Annotated in this window: 14 protein-coding genes; 8 read left to right on the top strand and 6 right to left on the bottom strand. The window is 68.2% G+C overall.

Annotation, left to right across the window (positions count from 1 at the left end; genetic code table 11):
- Window positions 1-387: 387 nt before the first annotated feature.
- Window positions 388-1542, top strand: a complete 1155-nt coding sequence (locus tag ACQPYH_RS03105; RefSeq protein ID WP_432886214.1) for a class I SAM-dependent methyltransferase — start codon at window positions 388-390, stop codon at window positions 1540-1542.
- 109 nt (window positions 1543-1651) lie between these two features.
- Here ACQPYH_RS03105 and ACQPYH_RS03100 read toward each other — a convergent pair whose 3' ends face one another.
- Genes ACQPYH_RS03100 through ACQPYH_RS03080 form a run of 5 tightly spaced genes read right to left on the bottom strand, consistent with a single transcriptional unit; the run spans window position 1652 to window position 9467 of the window.
- Window positions 1652-3799 (bottom strand): glycosyltransferase family 2 protein, encoded by a 2148-nt coding sequence (locus ACQPYH_RS03100; RefSeq protein WP_432886211.1) that lies wholly within the window; start codon window positions 3797-3799, stop codon window positions 1652-1654.
- A complete protein-coding gene (locus tag ACQPYH_RS03095; protein ID WP_432886208.1) occupies window positions 3796-5571 on the bottom strand; it encodes a hypothetical protein in 1776 nt (591 codons plus the stop codon). The genes ACQPYH_RS03100 and ACQPYH_RS03095 overlap by 4 nt, the downstream gene beginning before the upstream one ends.
- Window positions 5564-6388, bottom strand: a complete 825-nt coding sequence (locus ACQPYH_RS03090; RefSeq protein WP_432886205.1) for a hypothetical protein — start codon at window positions 6386-6388, stop codon at window positions 5564-5566. Before ACQPYH_RS03090 ends, ACQPYH_RS03095 begins: the two co-directional genes overlap by 8 nt.
- The gene (locus tag ACQPYH_RS03085) at window positions 6388-8670 is read right to left on the bottom strand and encodes a glycosyltransferase family 2 protein (protein ID WP_432886202.1); all 2283 of its coding nucleotides are present in this window, start codon (window positions 8668-8670) and stop codon (window positions 6388-6390) included. Before ACQPYH_RS03085 ends, ACQPYH_RS03090 begins: the two co-directional genes overlap by 1 nt.
- Window positions 8671-8714: 44 nt before the next feature.
- On the bottom strand, window positions 8715-9467 hold the full coding sequence (locus tag ACQPYH_RS03080; protein WP_432886199.1) for an N-acetyltransferase: 753 nt from the start codon (window positions 9465-9467) through the stop codon (window positions 8715-8717).
- 95 nt (window positions 9468-9562) lie between these two features.
- On the opposite strand from ACQPYH_RS03080, the gene ACQPYH_RS03075 reads away from it, so the two are divergent.
- Entirely contained in the window at window positions 9563-11791 is a 2229-nt protein-coding gene (locus tag ACQPYH_RS03075) for a hypothetical protein (RefSeq protein ID WP_432886196.1), read from the top strand.
- Here ACQPYH_RS03075 and ACQPYH_RS03070 read toward each other — a convergent pair.
- The gene (locus ACQPYH_RS03070) at window positions 11784-12800 is read right to left on the bottom strand and encodes a PseG/SpsG family protein (RefSeq protein ID WP_432886193.1); all 1017 of its coding nucleotides are present in this window, start codon (window positions 12798-12800) and stop codon (window positions 11784-11786) included. The genes ACQPYH_RS03075 and ACQPYH_RS03070 overlap by 8 nt on opposite strands.
- Window positions 12801-12934: 134 nt before the next feature.
- Between ACQPYH_RS03070 and pseB the strand changes: the two genes are divergently transcribed.
- From pseB to ACQPYH_RS03040, 6 genes are read left to right on the top strand one after another with little or no spacing between them, the layout of a single operon-like run.
- On the top strand, window positions 12935-13918 hold the full coding sequence (gene pseB / locus ACQPYH_RS03065; protein WP_432886190.1) for a UDP-N-acetylglucosamine 4,6-dehydratase (inverting): 984 nt from the start codon (window positions 12935-12937) through the stop codon (window positions 13916-13918).
- Between the two features lie 2 nt (window positions 13919-13920).
- Window positions 13921-15045 carry a UDP-4-amino-4,6-dideoxy-N-acetyl-beta-L-altrosamine transaminase gene (gene pseC, locus ACQPYH_RS03060; RefSeq protein WP_432886187.1) on the top strand — a complete coding sequence of 375 codons (1125 nt, stop codon included), beginning with the start codon at window positions 13921-13923 and terminating at the stop codon, window positions 15043-15045.
- Window positions 15046-15055: 10 nt separating this feature from the next.
- Window positions 15056-16453: a hypothetical protein gene (locus ACQPYH_RS03055; protein ID WP_432886184.1), complete on the top strand. Its 1398-nt coding sequence runs from the start codon at window positions 15056-15058 to the stop codon at window positions 16451-16453.
- Entirely contained in the window at window positions 16453-17268 is an 816-nt protein-coding gene (locus ACQPYH_RS03050; RefSeq protein ID WP_432886181.1) for a hypothetical protein, read from the top strand. Before ACQPYH_RS03055 ends, ACQPYH_RS03050 begins: the two co-directional genes overlap by 1 nt.
- Complete coding sequence (locus ACQPYH_RS03045; protein WP_432886178.1) at window positions 17256-18002, top strand: cytidylyltransferase domain-containing protein; 747 nt, start codon at window positions 17256-17258, stop codon at window positions 18000-18002. Before ACQPYH_RS03050 ends, ACQPYH_RS03045 begins: the two co-directional genes overlap by 13 nt.
- A gap of 38 nt (window positions 18003-18040) precedes the next feature.
- A complete protein-coding gene (locus tag ACQPYH_RS03040) occupies window positions 18041-18877 on the top strand; it encodes a class I SAM-dependent methyltransferase (RefSeq protein WP_432886175.1) in 837 nt (278 codons plus the stop codon).
- The last annotated feature ends 23 nt before the right edge of the window (window positions 18878-18900 follow it).

Genomic DNA, 18900 nt, shown 5'->3' with positions numbered 1-18900 from the left:
TCCTCCTGGGATCATGTGGTGTCGAGGCATGGTAGCGGGGAAGGGCGCGGCGTGAGCGAGTACTTGTTGTTTCCGGGGCGGCATCATGTGTTGACCCGTTTCCAGGCGCGGTTCCTGGCTCAATTCACCGACCGGACGGTGGTTTGGGCGGTTACGTCGGCTAATCATCAGACGACGAAGCGGAATCCGGTGGCGTTTGATCGGCGGGAAGCTGCGATCGAGCGGTTGAGTGTGGCGAGTGGGATTCGGTCGTTGGTGGTGGGGGTGGTGGATACGCCGCCTACGGATGACTTTGCTGAAGTGACGGTGAAGGCTATCGAGGCGGGGACCGATGATCTTGTGCGGTTGACGCCGGGGAATACGGTGGTGGCTTGTTCTACGCCGGCGGTGAGTAAGTTGTACGAGCAGCTCGGGTTCAGCGTGATCGGGGTCGAGCCCGAGGGTGTCGCGCGGCCTTGGGACGTGTTGCTGATGATTGCTGAGGGCAATGATCAGTGGAAGGAACTGGCGCATCCCGCGACCGTGGATGTGTTTGAGCGGTACGCCCTGGACGCGTACGTCGCGCGGTGCGTGAACGACCCGGTGGTGGGCGACGACGGCGGGCTCACCACGACCCGCGACTACAAGACGTACGCAGACGCGTTCGAAACCGCAACGGACCGGAAATGGCAGCAGATAAAGGGCTTTGTCCGCCCCGGACGCATTCTCGACATCGGCTGCGCGACCGGCGCGACCCTACAACTGGTCGACGCGGACCCGCGCTTTCACGAATCGGATCTGATCGGCGTTGAGGTCGCTCGGCATTTGTACGCCGAATGCGTGCACAAGAAAGAGCAGGGCCTCTTCACCAACCCGAACGTCTATTTCTACCAACGCAACATGCTCGGCTCGACTGTCTTCCCGCCGCGGTCGATCGACACCACGCTGACGCTCGCACTCACCCACGAGATCTGGTCGTACGCCGACGGCTCGCGTCCCGACACGGTCCAGCGCTTCGCTGACGCGCTCTTCGCACACACGGCACCGCACGGCGTCTGGATCAACTCCGACGTCTGCGGCCCCGATGAGCCCGACCGCCCGGTCGTACTCCAGCTCGACGACAGCGACGGCGAGAACCCGCAAGACGTCACCGAACTCGAACTGCTCGACGATCCAGCGGCGTACATCACCAAGCTCTCGACCCGCGCACGGTTCTTCCAGTTCGCACACGACTTCCGGCGCAACGCCAAAGTCGCCTTCGAGTTCGACGTCACCGGCGACAAGCTCACGCTCCGGCTGGCCGACGCGATGGACTTCCTGACCCGCAAGGACTACGTCGACAACTGGTTGAGCGAGACGCATGAACAGTTCTGCGGCCTGAGTTTCGCCGGCTGGTCCGCGGTCGCCGAGCGCGCCGGCTTCACGGTCGACCCGGCGTCGAAGGCGTGGCGCAACGACTGGGTCATCGACAACCGCATCGCGCCGGTCGCCTCCATCACCACTCCCGACGGCACCGCGCTCGACTGGCCGATCACCCACCAACTCCTCGTCGCACGACGCTAGCCGGTTTGGTGGGTATGCCCACGAAAAAGGGGGTTGGCCAACCGGAATCAGGTTGGCCAACCCACAGTCTGGTGGGTATACCCACCAGACTGCGCCGGGCGGGGAGGCGCTAGCTCACCTCGAGATGCAAGGTGCCGGCGAGCGGACGTACGGCGAACGCGTGCCGCCCGCGCGTGATCATGAGCGGCAACCGGCTGGACAAGAACGGCTCGCACTGGACGGCATGCGACGTACCGTCCAGGGCCGTCGCGAAGAGGATCCAGTCTGCCGGTTCCAAAGCCGCCATCTCGACGACAGCAGCCCAGCCGTCGTCGGACACGGTACGTCGGCACGCAACGTCCACGTGGTCGTCGGAATCAGGCAGGTACCGTCGCCAGCTGAAGTCGACGTGACCCCAATCAGGGCCCCGCACAACCAACATGTTGCCAGCAGCAACTGCTGCGGTTGCGGTCATCCGGATCGGGGACTCGTGCAGGTTCACGTAGCCGCCGGTCGATCTGGTCAGCATGACGACGCGACCACCCTCGGCGTGTGAGACCAACCGGTCGCCCGCCGTCCACAGCAGCACCTGCTCGCGGCCTTCCGGCCCACGCATCCGGAACGCCCGCGTCGTCCGCTGGCTGAACGGATCGTCGGGGTTGATCTCCTCGAGCATCGGCCGGATCGGAAGCCGCGCGGTGAAGTCGCGCCCGTGCACCTCGAGCGGCAGCTCCTCCTCGCCGCCCGACAACGGCCGGCTGACGAACAACGAGGGCTCGTCGAACGCGGACCGGCCGTGCAGCACGAGCGCATCGGGCGTCTGCTCGACCGAGGTCAGCCGGCACGGGTCCGCCAACCGCCGTACGGCGAATGCGCCTTCCTTGCCCGGACCCGGCTGGATCCAGCTCGTTCCGTCGATCCACATCCCCGGCGGCCATCCCGGGCTGCCGGCCTTCTGCCCACGCAGCATGTCCCGGCAGCGGATCCCGCCCACACGCATCCGTACGTCGAACTGCGAAGGGCCCGCCGGGCACTTGGCGAGCAGCTCCCGGCTGACACGGACCTCGAACCCGACCAGGCTCTCCTCGCCGCGAAGGTCGGTCGCCGGCAACCGGCGTACCGGCAGTCGATGGTTCCGGCCCGCGATGACGAGACCGATCCGCAGGCTCGACGGTTTGGACTGCAGGTGACGGATCTCGGCGGTGCCCCGCACGGACAGCTCTCCGTCGATCCAGGTCACCTCGCGGATGCTCGTCGCGAGCGTGAAGTCGGTCTTGGTCAGCGGCAACTGCTCCTGCGCGGCGTCCGGGTCGAGGGCGACCAGGCGCAGCAGCTCGACGTCGCCTGCGCGGACGGCCGCATACTGCAGTTGGGCGACCCGCGGCGAGGTCTCGAGTACGGCGTCGTCCAGCCGGCCGAGGAGTTCGCTCGTCAGCTCGACGAGGTGCTGCTCCTCCTCGGGCGGGACCGTGCCGAACGCGGACAGGATCGAGTGCAGGTCGATCTGGCGGAAGTGCGCGTGCACCCGGTGGCGGATCTCCGGCAGCGCGTCCTCGATCTCGTCCAGCACGAGGCCCGCCGAGGCGACGCGGTCGCGGATGTTCGCGAGCTGGAACTTCTGCTGCGTGATCGAGTCACCCGACTCGCGCTCGCGCCAGAAGTACACCGGCGCCGCGATCGTGTCGACGGTGACCGCGTCGAGGTGCGCCTTGAGAGTGACCGGGTAGTCCTCGTACCGGATCGCCGGGAAGCGGGACCCGTACTCGTCCCAGAACGACCGCCGGTAGACCTTGTTCCACACCATCCGGTCGAGCACGAGCTGCGGTGTCTCCGAGATGTGCGTCGCGAACCGGTCTTCGGTGAACGTCTGCCCGTGCAGCCACGACGGCCGTACGCCGTAGCTGTTGTTGAACCGTCGCGCGTTGCCGCCGGCGAAGTCCGAACCGGTCCGGTCGAGCGACTTGATCAGCAGCCCGAAGCCGTGCCGGGTCACCAGGTCGTCGCTGTCGACGAACGTGAGGTACTCCCCCGTCGCGTGCTCCACCCCGGTGTTGCGGGCGGGACCGAGCCCAGCGTTGTCCTGCTCGACGATCCGGAACCGCGAGTCGCGGGCGCACATCTCCTTCGCGATGACGGCGCTGTCGTCCGGCGAACCGTCGTCGACCAGGATCGCCTCGAAATCGCCCCAGGTCTGTCGCGCGATCGAGTCCAGGCAGTCCCCGATGTACGCGCCGACGTTGTAGAACGGCACCACCACAGTCAGGCGGGGACTGCTCATCGCTTCCGGATCCGGCGGGCGAGCTTGCGGGCAACTGTCTTGGGCTTGCGGACCTGGGCGGCGTGGAAGATCACCCGCGAGACGGCGTACGTCCTGGAACCGCGGATGCGCTCGTGGGCGCTCGTGAGCCGCTGCAGCTGGCCGCGGAGCTCGCGGATGCGGTTCTCGCGCGTCTTCATCGCCTTGTTGCGGAAGCCGAGCGTCCGCTCGAGTCCGTACACGTGACCCTTGAGCTCGAACAGCTCCTGCTTGGCGTCCTCGGCCGCCGCCAGAGCCGTGCGTACGTCGACCGTACCCGTGCGGGTCTCGAGTACGACGTCCAGCGCCGCCGCCAACTCCTTGCCGCGAGCAACTTGTTGCGCGGTCGCCGGTGCGGTGTCGGGTGAGGTCGCCTGGAGCTGTTCGGGCGGCTCGACCCCGGACATCCCGAGCCACGCGGACACCAGGTCGTCGCCCACCATCCACGGCGGCCACGGATGCCGCCGATGCTGCCCCATCAACCGATCCTGGAACCGCACCCAAGCAGCCGCCAGGAGATCGTCCTTGTCCACACAGTCCTGGGCCACCCACGGCGAGACACCGGACGCGAAGGATTCGCCGTCGAAGATGATGTCGTCCCACCGCACGATCACGCGCGATTCAGTCACCCACTCACCCAAGTCGGCCGCCAACTTGCGGAAGGCCGGCACGTCCTCAGCTGCGGCAAGCCGGAACAGCACGGTCTCAACCGAGACACCCGAGGGGATCGTCGTCGGGACGACGGACGGGTCGAACAAGAGTGCGCTGCGCGGAGCGGAGGCGCTGGAAGCCTCGGCGCTTGGGGCACCCGAGGAGGCGGCTCCGGCGGAGCCAGAGCTCGCAGGCTCGCCGGAGCCGGAGCCGGAGCCGGTGGATTCAGTGGTCGATGGGCCGATGGTGCTTGTGGTGTCCCAGCCGGTGAGAGTTTGGTCGGCGGACAGGACCGCCTGGGCAGTTTGGGCGTAGACGTCATGCGTGGCGCCGGCTCCGGCGATCGCCAACCAGCCCGTTGGGATGGAGCCCAGTAGGCCCGCCCGTGCAGCCGTGTCGACCCCTTCAGCGGCGGGCGACAAGAGCGGGGTGTCGTCCGACTCGAGCGCACCGACCGCCAAGCGGGTCGGCAATTCGCCGGGACGGGCGGCGGCGGAAACATCGGCGCGAATGAAGGTGCGAGACGCGAAGTCGGCGTACACCTCGGCTCGCCACGGCAGGGCAGCCTTCAGCTGGTCGACGGAGACCGGGCGGGTGGGGTCGTCGTGGAGCGGGCGCCACTCGTCGTCGCCATGGCGCTCGTGCGCGGGCCGGCTGTCCAGCAGGTTCAGGAGCGAGAACTCGTTCTCCAGCGCCAGTACGACGACCGCGTCCGGCGCCGCGAGCCGGGACAACGCAGCGAGCCGCTCCGTCCACGACAGGTCGGTGCTGTCGTAGCCCAGGACCCGATCCAAGCCGTCGGTCGCGATGATGACGTCGTATGGCTCGCCCTCCAGCCCGTCCAGTGCGCCCGCAATCACCTGCAGGCACGGGCCGAAGTCCTCGCCGAGCTGCTGCGCGTCAGCGACCGAGCGGACCAGGATCGTCACCTCGGATGAGTGCGCCAGCACGGACTCGATCTGCTGCGGCGCATGCGGCCCGAGGATCAGCGTCCGGCGATTGGCCGGGACCACGTCGGTCAGCAGCGCCGCAAGCGCCGGCCGCGGCGTCGTGTGATCGGTCCACGGCTGCATCTCACCGAGGACCACCTGGACGTCAGACACGCTCTCTCCAATCGAAAAGGCTCCGCAGTTCGGCGGCGGGCATCATCCAGGGTTTTCCGAGCTCGAGGTCGGTGGTGGCTCGGGCGGCCTCGAGGTCGATCGACTTGCCGAGCAGCTCGGGCCACAGCCGCTCGATCCGGCTCTGCCCGCCGAACAGCGGGTTCTCGCCTTCCATCTCCATCGGATCGCCGTACACCGCCGGTTCGCAGCCGGCCGCGATGCCGTAGAAGATCGCGGTCGACAGCCGGTTGGCCGCGACCCGCTTGTGCTTGCGCAGTTCGGCGAGCTGCTTGAACAGGAAGCGCCGATCGGTCCCCTCGTACGAGAACCCGCGCCGCCCGAACGACACCACGCGGAACCCGGCGTCCTCGTAGAACCCGCGCACCTCAGGCCGGTCGTACTCCGTGTAGTACAGGCTGAACGTGACCGGACCGTCCTCGGTCTCGCGGATCTCGTCGATCAGCCGCCGGTGGTCGCCGTGGATCTTGCCGCCCTCCCACCCGTGGAAGAGGAACCACAGTGTGCCCTCACGCTCGACAGGTTCTTCGTTCTCCGGCTCGAGCTCTGTCAGGTAGAGGAACGGCGCACCGATGCTGTGGTAGTTCCGCCGGCCGAGCGCGTGCCCGCGACGCCGCGGCGCATCGCTCCAGGTGAACCGCCAGGCGCCGTCGTAGAACTCGTGCACCGGGTTCCAGCCGCAGCCGATGTTCCAGCCGTGCTGCAGGTATCCCCGGAGCCGCGGCGGGTGGTCGAAGTCGAACCCGGCGTACCGCGACAGGATGTGCGTCTGACCGTAGTAGTGGTTGTGATGATGCATCAGCGCACCTCGACGTGCAGAGTGCCGGCATGGGGTCGGACGGCGAGCGCGTGCGTCCCGTGTGTGATTGCCAATGGCAACCGGCTGCACAGGAAGGGCTCGCACTGTACGGCGTGTGCCGCACCGTCGGGGGAGGTTGCGAACAGGATCCAGTCGGCCAGTGCGGCGAGCGGGTCGACCGACAGCTTCACCGCCGTCACCGGGATCAACGCGTCGACGTCGACCGCGGCCGACCACCCGTCCGCGGCCACGGTACGACGGCACACGACGTCCAGGTGATCGTCGGAGTCGGCCAGGTACCGCCGCCAGCTGAAGGTGACGTCGCAGCCCTCGGACCCGCGCACGACCAGCTGATTGCCCTCAGCAACAGCATGGGCCGCGGTCGTCCGGATCGGCGACTCGTGCAGGTTCACATACCCGCCGGTCGACCGGGTCAGCGTGACGACCCGATCGTCGACGACGCGCGAGACGGCCGAGTCGCCGGCCGTCCACAGCAGCACGCGCTGCTGCCGATCCGGACCGTGAACCCGGAACGACCGGGTCGTCCGCTGGCCGAAGGGATCGTCGTGGTTCGCCGCCGCGAGGATGTCCCGGATCGGCAGCCGGGCGGTGAAGTCACGCCCGTCGACCTGCAGCGGAATCTCTTCCTCACCGCCGACGACCGGCCGGCTGAGGTGCAGCTCCGGCTCGTCGAACGACGCCCGACCGTGCAGCACGAGCTCGTCGGGGGTCTGCTCGACCGCAGTCAACCGGCACGGGTCCGTCAACCGCCGCAGCGAGAACCAGCCGTACTTGCCCGGCCCCGGCTGGATCCAGTTCGTCTCGTCGATCCACGCACCCGGCGCCCAACCGGGACTCCCCGGTCCTTGGCCGCCGAGCATGCCCTTCCGGTCCCGCCGCCCCGACCGCATCCGCACCTCGAAGTGCGCGGGCGCGCCCGTGCAGCGAGCGAGCAGTTCAGGATCCAGCAGTACTTCGAATCCCACGAGCGACTTGTCGCCGTGCAGGTCCAGCGCGGCATACCGGCGTACCTCGAGGGGATGTGAGGTGTCGTCGACGACCAGGGCGATCTGCAGGTTCGACGAGCGATCCGTCTCCAGGTGGCGGATCTCGGCGGTGCCCTTGACCGACAGCTTGCCGTCGACCCAGACGACCTCGCGCACGCTCGTCGCGAGGGTCAGGTCCTGCTCGCGCAGCCCGTACAGCCGCCGCGGTACGACGGTCTCGCCCTGCCCCGGGTAGTTGTAGTCGAACTGCCGCGAACGCCTGCCGCGCGGAACGGCCCGAGCGCCGCCGCGGAGCCCGCCGGAGTTGCGGAAGACCGCGAGCCGACGAAGCAGCTCGACATCCCCGGCGCGAAGAGCAGCGTGCTGGATGCGGTCGTACCGATGGGTGACAGCCAGTACGTCGGTGTCGATGCGGTCGAGCAGCTCGCGCGACAGGTCGACCAGGTGCTGCTCCTCCTCGACCGGGACGGTGCCGAACGCGGACATCAGCGTCAGTACGTCGATCTGCGCCAGGTGCGCGTGCGTACGGCGGCGGACCACCGGTACGGCGTTCTCGACCAGGTCGATCACCATGCCGGCCGAGGTGACCCGGTCGCGGATGTTGCCAAGCTGGAACTTCTGCTGGGTGATCGACTCGCCGGACTCCCGCTCTCGCCAGTAGTAGACGGCCTGCGTGATCGTGTCCACGGTGACTGCGTCCAGGTGCGCCTTGAGCGCGACCGGGTAGTCCTCGTAGCGGATCGGGGGGAACGTGTAGCCGTACTCGGTCCAGAACGAGCGGCGGTAGACCTTGTTCCAGAGCATCCGGTCCAGGACCAGGTCGGGGAACTCGGTCACGTGCGTGGCGTGCCGGACCCGTGCGAACGGCTGTTTGTGCAGCCAGGACGGCCGGACGCCGAAGCTGTTGTTGAACCGCCGCGCGTTGCCGCCGGCGAAGTCTGAACCGGTTCGGTCCAGGGTCCGGACCAGGGCGGCGAATCCGTACCGCGAGACCAGGTCGTCGCCGTCGACGAACGCCAAGTACTCACCGGTCGCCTCGCTGATACCGCGGTCGCGGGCAGGTCCGGGGCCGGCGTTGTCCTGCTGGATCAGCCGGAACCTCGGGTCCCGGGCGCAGAATTCTTTGGCGACGACGGCACTGTCGTCCGGGGAACCGTCGTCGACGAGGATCGCCTCGAAGTCGGACCATGCCTGCCGGGCAATCGATTCCAGACAGTCTCCGAGGTAGTCGCCGACGCCGTAGAAGGGCACCACCACGCTCAGCCGCGGCGTCACTCCGGTGTTTCCTCCCTCGACAGCAGTACGCGGGCCCCAGGGGACTACGTAGCGGCAACGAGGTGAACCGTCAGGAGGTTATGCACGGGTTCGAACCCGTAACGTGCCCAGATCCGCTGGATGCCGGTCTGGTGGCCCTGCGTCGAGACGACGAGCCGCCGGGACGTACACGCGTCCTCGATCGCGGCGAGCAGGTGACCGTACCGCCCGCGGCCCTGCTCAGCCGGTACGACGCCGGCCAACTCGATCTCGGTCCACGAGCGTTGCTGGTCGATCGCCGCGAGCGCGAGCACCCGCCGGTCCGGACCCCGCAGTACGACGGCACCTGCGTCGGCGATACGCCGCCGCGCCCAGTCCTGCCGACCGGCCAGCGCGAGCGTCCGGTCGAAGATCGGGTTGGCGCAGTAGTGATTGCCGGAGTCGCCGAAGACGTCCGCGACCAGGTCGTCGACCAGATCGTCGTCGGCAGCGGGCTCGAGTTGCGCGCTGAATCCGGCCAGTGGCGCCGGGCGGCGGCCCTTGCCGGTCGGCAGCGACCAGTAGACGACGGTGTCGGCGAGCAGCGCCTGCCGCGGTCCGCTGGCCAGCGCGGCGAACCAGGTGGTCTCGCGGGCCGGGTAGCGCAGCACGATCACGTCAGCGGTCGACGCCTCGACCGCGCCCAGCACCTCGGCGAGCGGCGTGCCGGCCGACGCCGAGACGGACATCCGGTCGATCGAGACCCCGAACCGCTTCGCCGCGTCAACGGACGGCCGGACGGTCAGCTCACCGGCCTCGAGAGCGTCGTACCAACTCATAGGGCGTCGAGCTTAAGGCATGGCGGTGGCCTGGCGGTGACCACCCGTGAATCGCCGGGCACGCTCCGGGGCGAAATTCACATTAGTGTTACGGCATGCGCGCGAGAGCGAGGCGGCGGGGGCCGCGTACTGCGGGGCCTTCCCTTTCCGGTCTGGTCGCCGGGCTGACCGTCATGGTGCTGGCGCTGGTCCTGCTCGCGCTGCATGCGACGTTCTTCGAGCTCGTCCGGTTCGTGCTGTTCACCGGCGTCGTGGTCATGCTGCCAGGTTTCGCGCTGTGGCGGCTGATCGGCGGGTACGGGCGCAACCTGGTCGAGGACCTGTCCGCGGGGTTCGCAGTCGGGACGGCCGGGCAGGTGCTGGTCTACCTGGCCAGTGCGTCGATCGGTCTGCAGGCGTGGTCGTGGGTGTGGGCGCCGGTCGTGCTGGTGGTCGCGTTCGTCGACAGTGACGCCCGAGCGCGGGTCTGGCGACGGGTCGAGAAGCCGCTGCGACCGCTGCAGGCGTGGCTGCTCGCGGCGTCGACCGCAGTGGTGCTGCTGATCGTGTACCGGCGGGGTCCGGGGCAGTTCCTCCCGGCGTACACGGATCCGTTGCGGGCGTACCCGGATCTGGCGTTCCAGCAGGCGCTGGCCGCGAGTGCGAAGTACGACGTACCGATCTCGACGTTCTGGCTCGGCGGGGAGCCGATGAAGTACCACACGTTCTTCCACCAGGCGACGGCTGCGACGCAGTGGGGTACGCGGATCGATCTGACCGATCTGATCCATTCACTGAGCTGGCTGCCGCTGTTCCTCGCTGGCTGCGGGCTGGTGTTCGCACTGACCACCCGGCTCGCTCCGACGGCGGAGTCGGGCGCCACGTGGGCCGGGCCGCTCGCTGTGTTCGTCGCTGGCCTCGGTGGTGCCATGCAGCCGCTGGCCGGGGCTGGGCTGGGCGGCGTGTCGACTGCGGTCGCGGCGTACCTGAGTCCGACGCAGAACCTCGGAGTACTGATCGCACTGGCCGTGTGCATCGTGGCGGTGGATGTGTTGCGGTCCGACGGCAAGCCACGCAGCCGGTGGGTGTTGCTGGTGCTGCTCGCGCTGGTTGCGGCCGGGGCGAAGTCGACGATCCTGCCGCTGGTGGGCGTCGGGTTCGCGTTCGCGTTCCTGCAGTTGGGGCTGGCGCGGCGGAGTACTCGGCCTGCGTTCTGGGGTGGATTGTTGTCGCTCGCGGTGTTCGTGGCGGCGTTGATCACGATCTTCGGCGGGAGCACGTGGGGGACGGAGATCAAGCCGTTCGAGACGTTCGTGCAGCTGGCGCCGTACCCGCTGCTGCACTCGAATCCGCATGCACAGTTGTTGTCTGGGGCAACGACTCTGCTGAGTTGGGCGTTGGCCGCGTCAGGGGTGTTCTTCCTCGGCCGTCGCTGGCGGGACACCGGTGCGGTGTTCCTAGCCGGCTTCGTGGTCGCTGGGTTGCTGGGGACGTTGCTGACGACCCAGTCGGGTGTCAGTCAGCTCTACTTCCTGCGTACGGCGTTCCCCGTGGTCGCCGTATTGGCGTCTGTCGGGCTGGCGAACCTGGTCGGGCGGCTCGGCGATCGGCGGGCCGTGGTGCTCGTCGGTGCGGCCGGACTGCTCGGTCTGGTCGCGCTGGCGATCGCTCGATGGCAGTCCGCTGATCTGCCCGGTATCAAGGCACCATGGCTGTGGACGCTGGCGGCCGTCCTGGGAGTTGCTGTGCTGGTGGCCGTTGTCTGGAAGCTGACCGGTCGGCCGGGCAACTTCTTTATCGCGTTGCTGGGTGCTGCGGTCGCAGCGTGCATGATCGGCGCAGCGCTGGTGCCTCTGCAGGCGTTCGTGTCGGACAAAGCATCGAATCTGGTCTTCGCGCATCCGTTCCGCGGCGGTGCTACGGCTGCTGAAGCAGGTGCTGCGCAGTGGCTTCAGCGCAACAGCACGCCGGGCGATCTGGTCGCGACCAACGCGCACTGCATCATCCAACGCAACGGCATCTGTGACAGCCGGCACTTCTGGCTGGCTGCGTTGTCGGAGCGCCCAGTGCTCATCGAAGGCTGGTCGTACTCCAACCAGGCCAACCGGATCGCCCTCACCACCGGCGGCAACCCGAGCCTCATCCCGTACTGGGACAGCAGCGAGCTGGCCGCCAACGACATCGCCTTCAAGTCACCTACGCCCGCGTCGATCGAGCGACTACGCCAGGCCGGCGTGCGCTGGCTGTACGCCGACACCCGCGCCGGCGGAGTGTCGCCCGCGCTCCGCAACTACGTCCGGCTGCGCCACGCCACTCTGGACGCAACGATCTACGAACTCAAATGAGCTGCAGCAGGGCGTCGGCCACCCGCTCCCGCCCTCTACCGTCGACCAGCTGCCAGCCCGCAGTCGCCAACCTGCCACGCTCCAACGAGTCGGTGAGCAATCGCTTGAGTATCGCGACGGCGGATGACGTGTCCGTCTCCAGTGCGCTCAACAGACCCAGCCCAGCCGCCGCACCGGTACCGACTGCGCGCTCGTAGCCCATGACCTGGTTGTCGACCACACAGACCAGTCCGGTCGTCGCCCCGAGGCACAGCAGCTCCCAGGTCGACGTACCGGACGCACTGATGGTCAGGTCAGCGGCACGCACCTCGGCGGCCAGTTGATTGGTCGGACCGATGATCCGGAGGTGCTGATGCGGCTGCAGCTCGACCGCGGCGATCCGTGCGGCCAGATCGGGACTGGGCGCGACCACGGTGGCCTCGAACGGCAGGCCGGTCGCCGCTAGCGCGCGTGCGACGTACGGGCCGGCGCCGAAGGCATCTGTGCCACCGAAGAACGCGAACACCTTCGGTACTGCGGTCTGCCGGGCCATGGGCGGCTGGGCCGGACGGTGATGGAGGACCTCGTCGCGGATCATCACGTACGGCAGACCGGCCAGCCGGACCGAGTCCCGCGGCAGCGTGGGATGGTCGAGCTCTGCGGCGAGGTTCTGGTCGACCAAAACGTCCGCCGCTGCGCCCCGGAAGTCGCCGTCGACGATCGCCAGCGTGGGAAGCGCCCGGGCCGCCGAGTAGACGGATGCGTCCAGGTCGTAGGAGTCGAAGACGATCGCGTCGAGGCCCAGCTGTTCGAAGAGCTCGAGATGCTCGGCGGGTGTCCAGACCGCCGGATGTACGTCGATGCCGCGCGCTGCGATCTGGTCCGCCGCCCACGGCACGGTGTGCGCGTCGCAGATGAAGAGCAGTTCGACGTCGCGGCGGCGTACCTCCTCGGCGAGCGCGAGGCAGCGCATCACGTGCCCGATGCCCCGGGCGGGCCCCACATCACATCGCACTCCGACGCGTTTCACGGCGCACAGCGTACGTTTGATCACGCCGGCCTGAGACGGTGGATTGAAGGGCTTGCTCACGGGGCAGCTATTGTTTCGAGGTCCGTACCGCGTGTGTGCGGTTCGGAACTGTCCGTCAGAAGGGTCCCGCTCGCGTGTCAATCCTTACCGGCTCAGACATCCTGGTCACGGGCGGCACCGGGTCGTTCGGCCGGAGCTTCGTACGGCACGCCCTGGACCAGCTGAACCCGCGCCGCATCATCGTCTTCAGCCGCGACGAGCTGAAGCAGTGGGAGGTCCGCCAGCTGTTCGGCGACGACCCGCGGCTGCGGTTCTTCCTCGGCGATGTCCGCGACCGATCCCGGTTGCTGCGGGCGATGCACCGGGTCGACTACGTCGTACACGCCGCGGCGCTGAAGCAGGTGGACAGCGGTGAGTACAACCCGTGGGAGTTCGTCCAGACCAACGTGATCGGCTCGCAGAACGTCATCGAGGCGGCGATCGACTGCGGTGTGAAGCGGGTCGTGGCGCTGTCGACGGACAAGGCGTCGAGCCCGATCAACCTGTACGGCGCGACCAAGCTGACCGCGGACAAGCTGTTCATCAACGGCAACCACTACGCGGCGGCGTACGACACCCGCTTCAGCGTCGTGCGGTACGGCAACGTGATGGGCAGCCGGGGCTCGATCATCCCGAAGTTCCGCGCGCTGCACGCGGCCGGCCAGTCGCTGCCGATCACCGACCTGCGCTGCACCCGGTTCCTGATCACGCTGCCGGAGGCGGTCGAGTTCGTCGTCGACTCGTTCGACCTGATGACCGGCGGCGAGCTGTACGTGCCGCGGATCCCGTCGATGAAGGTGACCGACCTGGCCGAGGCGATCGCGCCGGGCGCGACCATGCACGACGTCGGCCTGCGCCCGGGCGAGAAGCTGCACGAGGAGATGATCAGCCCGGAGGAAGGTCGCCGCGCGCTGTCCCTCGGCAACCGCTTCGTGCTGCAGCCCGACCTGGCTACGTGGGGCTACGAGCCACCCGCCGACGGTCGGCCGGTCGCGGGCGATTTCCACTACGCGTCGGACACCAACGACCAGTGGTACTCGATCGAGGAGATCCGGAAGATCCTCGAGAGCGACGTCTGACCGTGCTTCCGTACGGACGCCAGTCGATCTCGGAAGAGGACATCGCGGCGGTCACCGCAGTACTGCGGGGTGACTGGCTCACCACCGGGCCTGCGGTTACTGCCTTTGAGGAGGCGGTGTCGGAGCTCGCCGGCGGACATCGCGCCGTCAGCTGTACGTCGGGCACGGCGGCGCTGCACATCGCGTACGCCGCCCTCGGAGTAGGACCGGGCGACGAGGTCATCACCACGCCGATGACCTTCGTAGCCACGGCTTCTTGCGCTGCCATGCTCGGCGCTCGCATCGTCTTTGCCGACGTCGACTACGACACCGCGTTGTTGGATCCTGCGGCTGTCGAGGCCTCGCTTTCTGACCGTTCCAGGGTCATCGCTGCGGTCGACTATGCGGGCCAAGCCGCCGACTACCCCGCTTTGCAGGCGTTGGCGGATCGGGTCGGCGCTCGGACGTTGGCCGACGCGGCCCACTCGGTCGGCGGATCTTTTGAGGGCCGCCCGGTAGGCGACCTCGCCGATGTGACCACCATGTCGTTCTTCCCGACGAAGAACCTCACCACCGGCGAGGGCGGCGCGGTCGTCTGCAAGGACCCCGCCGTCGCTCAGCGCGCCCACGAGTTCCACTTCATCGGCCTCGTCCGCGACCCTGCACGCTTCGAGCTCACCGACGAGGGCCCGTGGCACCAGGAGGTCCACGAGTACGGCGTCAACTACCGCCTCACCGACCTCGGCGCAGCGCTCGGCCTCTCACAGCTCGCCCGCCTCGCGGAGTTCAAGCGCCGCCGCACGGAGATCACTGCGCGCTACAACAAGGCCTTCGCCGATGTGGAAGGACTGCGTACGCCGGTGCAGCGCGACGGCGTCGATCCCATGTGGCACCTCTACCCGATCCGGGTGCTCGGCGGCCGCCGACGCGAGGTCTTCGAGCGGATGCGGGCGGCGGGCATCGGCGTACAGGTGAACTACATTCCCGTCTACTGGCATCCCGTGTTTGCGCGGCAGGGCTACCAGCGCGGCCTATGCCCGAACGCGGAACGGTACTACGCCGAGGAGCTGTCGCTACCGCTCTTCCCGGCCCTCACCGACGGTGACGTAGACCGAGTGATCGAAACCCTCGTGGAGTTGGTTAGCTAACGTGAGTGATGTGACCCGATCGAATCTGATCGGCGGAGAGATGCTCAACTGGTCGGACCTGCACCCGGGCGACGCCCGCCCCGCGGCCGCCGGACCCGCCGCGACGGCACTCCTGGCCGCCACCCTCCAGCCGGAGGACTCCGTCCTGATCGCCGGCCCCCACGCCGCCGACCTCATCACCGCTGTCGCTTCCCAGGTGGCGTCGGTGGACCTACTGGTCCGCTCAGCCCCAGACGCCGAAGAACTCGCAGAACTGCTCTCCGAAACCAAAGGCCAGGTCTACTGCGGCTCAATCGACCACTTCGCGCTCGACGAAAAGAGCGGTGGGTATGACGTGGTTGTTGTGTTGGATGGGCTGGATCGGTTGGTGGGGCCCGATACGGCTGGCTTCGGGTGGGATGAGGCGCTTGGGCGGCTCGCAGGGCGACTTGCGGCTGGTGGGCGGTTGCTGGTCGGGGCCGAGAACGGGTTTGGGGTTCAGCGGTTGGTGCAGCCTGATGTTGGGGCGGCGATTCCGCGGGATGAGGACTGGGGGCGGGAGATTGGTGATCGCGCGCCTGCTGGGTTGAAGCCGCTGACGGCCGCGCTCGAGGCAGCCGGGTTCGCCGGTGTACAGACTTATGCGGTGTTTCCGTCGTTGACTCGGGCGGAGGTTGCGCTCGGGGCGGTTGACCGGTTTGCCGGTGTTGTCGCCGCGCGAGCGGTTGCTGCGTGCAACGAAGGGCCCGTGTTGATGGATCCGTATCGGGTGGTGCTTGATGCGGGTGCGGCTGGGCTGGGGGTGGAGTTGGCGCCGGCTTGGTACTTCGTGGTGGGGGCGGACACTCCGGCGGTGTTGCCTGAAGGGGTTGTGCCCGAGGGCGAAGGTGTTTTGTTGGAGGAGCACCTTTTGGCGGCCCTGCGATGTGATGATCAGGCGGAGCTTCGGCGGGTGATTCCCGGGTACGTCGCTTGGCTGGCGGCGGGAGGCGCAGGCTCGCCGGACAACGTGATTCTGGATGGGGCGTCGTACCGGCTGTTCGGGGAGCCGCAAGAGCTCGACATCGTGGAGCACCTGGCGCGGTTCGCGAAGCGGGCGCTGGAAAGTGGCTCCCGGCAACCATGGCCCGCGGCAGCCGACCCGCACGCCTTGACAGCGCGCCTGGCCGCAATGGCCGGGATCACCGTGCCGGAGCAGGAGTTCACCCCGGACGAAGTGATCCGCCCGCGCGGCAGCGCCGAGCAGCTCGCGACAGTCGCCAGGCTCGCCGACGAGCTTGCCCACGCGAGCGCCCGCGCGATCCTCTTCGAAGGGACCGTCAGCGGCATCCGTCGTTCGCTCCCGTATCGCGTCGGCCACGCCGTCCTCAACCCGGCTCGCGTCATCCGCCGCCGCCTCAAGCGGGTACTGCGGAAGGTCCGGCGCTGATGCACCACGCCAACCACTTCTACGGCCACGCCAACATCATGGCGTCGTACGCCGGACTCTCGAAGCCACCGCGGATCTGGGGCTACCTGCAGCACGGCTGGAACATCCTCGACGGGTTCGCGCACGGCACGAACTTCGCGCCGGGGATGCCGAAGTTCGTCTGGTCCGACAGCGTCCGCCGCCGCGGGCACGCGCTGGGCCTGCGCAACTACTCGGTGATCGGCTCGGTCTGGCTGTACCTGCTCAAGGTGCACCCGGAGCTCGCCACCCCCGCGAAACGTGCCAAGGGCACCATTTTCTACCCGTTCCACGGCTGGGAAGGCCAGCACGTGCTCGGCGACCACGGCCGGATCGTTGCCTCGATCAACGAGCACGAGACCGGCCCGGTCACCGTCTGCCTGTACTGGAACGAGTACGACAAGCCGGCGATCCGCAACGTCTACAAGGACGCCGGATTCCGCGTCATCACGCACGGCTACCGCGGCCTCCACTGGCGGCGTACCAACGCCAAGTTCCTGGTCAACCAGCTTCGCGAGCTCCGCAAGCATGAGCGGGTCGCGTCCAACCGGCTCAGCTCCGCCGTTCTGTACGGCGCCTCGCTCGGCCTGCAGCCCGGGGTCTACGGTGATCCCATGGTGCTGGAGAACGAGCACCCGTCGTTCGGCGGCCAGGCGCGGATCAAACGGCTGTGGCCGGAGCTCGACCAGCCGTTCGTCCCGGCGGCGGTCGCGCGTGAGTTCACCGAAACAGAGCTGGGCGTCGACCATGTCGCCGGTCCGGCCGAGATCCGGGAGATGTTCCGATGGAACCTCTGAAGGTAGGCATCATCACGCAGGTGCGCGTGACCAGCACGCGGCTGCCGGCCAAGGTGTTGCTGAGCGTCGCGGGCCGTTCGTACCTCGAGCACCACCTCGATCGGCTGAGCCGCACCGGCCTGCCGGTGATCGTTGCCACCACCACCAACGTCCACGACGACCTGGTGGTGCAGGTGTGTCATGAGGACGGCATCCCGGTGTTCCGCGGCAGCGAGGACGACGTACTGAGCCGGTTCGCCGGCGCCGCCCGCGAGCACGAGCTGGACGCGATCGTCCGGGTGACGTCCGACTGTCCGCTGATCGACCCGGAGATCGTTGCCGCGGGCGTCGATCGGTGGCGGGCCGAGAACGACCTCGACCTGTACATCTCGAACTGCCTGGAGCGGACCTACCCGCGCGGCATGGACTTCGAGATCTTCTCCACCGCCCGGTTGTACGACGCGGAGGCGAAGGCGACGCTCAAGGCCGACCGCGAGCACGTCACGCCGTACCTGCATCAGAACCGGTCCGGCGAGATGCGGTTGCTGAATCTGCCCTGGTCGGGCGGCTCCAAGAACGCAGCGCAGTACCGGCTGACACTGGACACCGCCGACGACTGGAAGTTGCTCGACGCCCTCATCGAGGACTTCGACGCACCCCGGCTCAGCTGCGCCGAACTGGTCGCGATCCTGGACGCCCACCCGGAGCTGGCCGCGCTCAACGCGCACATCGAGCAGAAGAAGCTCGGCGAGTGACAGCACACAGGCCGTCCACTACGGCATGATTTACGGTAATGACCACCGATGATCCAGCCGGGGATGCCGCGGACACCCCGGCCAACGGCGCACACGCGGCCCGGGCGAAGGCGTTCGGCGCCGTCGCGGCGGCGTACGACGTCGGCCGGCCGACGTTCCCGCCCGAGGCGCTGACCTGGATCCTCGGCCCCGGGCGTGGACTTCAGGTCCTCGATCTGGGGGCCGGCACCGGCAAGCTCGCCGCGGTCGCCGCGGAGCTCGGACACGACGTGATCGCGGTGGACCCGTCGCAGGAGATGCTCGAGGTCTGCCGCCGGCGCTCCGGCATCGACACGATGGTCGGCGCCGCGGAATCGATCCCGCTCGCGCACGCCTCGGTCGACGCGGTCATCGTCGGGCAGGCGTTCCACTGGTTCGACCACGCTCGCGCGCTGCCGGAGATCGCCCGTGTCCTGCGGCCGAACGGCGTACTGGGGCTGCTCTGGAACAACGCGGACACCGTGGTCCCGTGGGTCCGCCGGATCTTCCAGGTCATCCAGGGCGACGGCGTCGGTGGCAGCGACCGGTTCGACCCAGTGCCGATCCTCGACCAGTCGAACCTGTTCACCACGCCGGAGTTCGTCCGGTTCCGGCACTGGCACGACCTGAACCGCGAGGGCCTGCGGCAGTTGGCCCAGTCGCACTCGCGGGTCGCCGTACTCAAGGACACCCGGCGCGACCAGGTCCTCGACCAGATCGAGCTGATCTACGAGAACACCGCCCGGCCCCCCGAGGCCCTGCGGATGCCGTATTTCACCGATTGTTTCCGGGCTCATCCCAGCGAGTTCGCCAACTACCGCCGTACCGTCGACGGGCCGGTCGCACCGCATCTCTAGAAACGTTTTGGTTGCGGTAGGTC

The sequence above is a fragment of the Kribbella sp. CA-245084 genome (assembly GCF_050942355.1).
Lineage (GTDB): Bacteria > Actinomycetota > Actinomycetes > Propionibacteriales > Kribbellaceae > Kribbella.
The sequence above is the reverse complement of the archived record's forward strand: the minus strand, read 5'-3'. Positions and strand labels throughout refer to the sequence as shown.

Excerpts from the sequence above, each read along its gene's own strand:
- ACQPYH_RS03100 (WP_432886211.1), bottom strand. The coding sequence starts at position 3,799 with ATGAGCAGTCCCCGCCTGACTGTGGTGGTGCCGTTCTACAACGTCGGC.
- ACQPYH_RS03090 (WP_432886205.1), bottom strand. The coding sequence starts at position 6,388 with ATGCATCATCACAACCACTACTACGGTCAGACGCACATCCTGTCGCGG.
- ACQPYH_RS03080 (WP_432886199.1), bottom strand. The coding sequence starts at position 9,467 with ATGAGTTGGTACGACGCTCTCGAGGCCGGTGAGCTGACCGTCCGGCCG.
- ACQPYH_RS03075 (WP_432886196.1), top strand. The coding sequence starts at position 9,563 with ATGCGCGCGAGAGCGAGGCGGCGGGGGCCGCGTACTGCGGGGCCTTCC.
- ACQPYH_RS03050 (WP_432886181.1), top strand. The coding sequence starts at position 16,453 with ATGCACCACGCCAACCACTTCTACGGCCACGCCAACATCATGGCGTCG.
- ACQPYH_RS03045 (WP_432886178.1), top strand. The coding sequence starts at position 17,256 with ATGGAACCTCTGAAGGTAGGCATCATCACGCAGGTGCGCGTGACCAGC.
- ACQPYH_RS03040 (WP_432886175.1), top strand. The coding sequence starts at position 18,041 with ATGACCACCGATGATCCAGCCGGGGATGCCGCGGACACCCCGGCCAAC.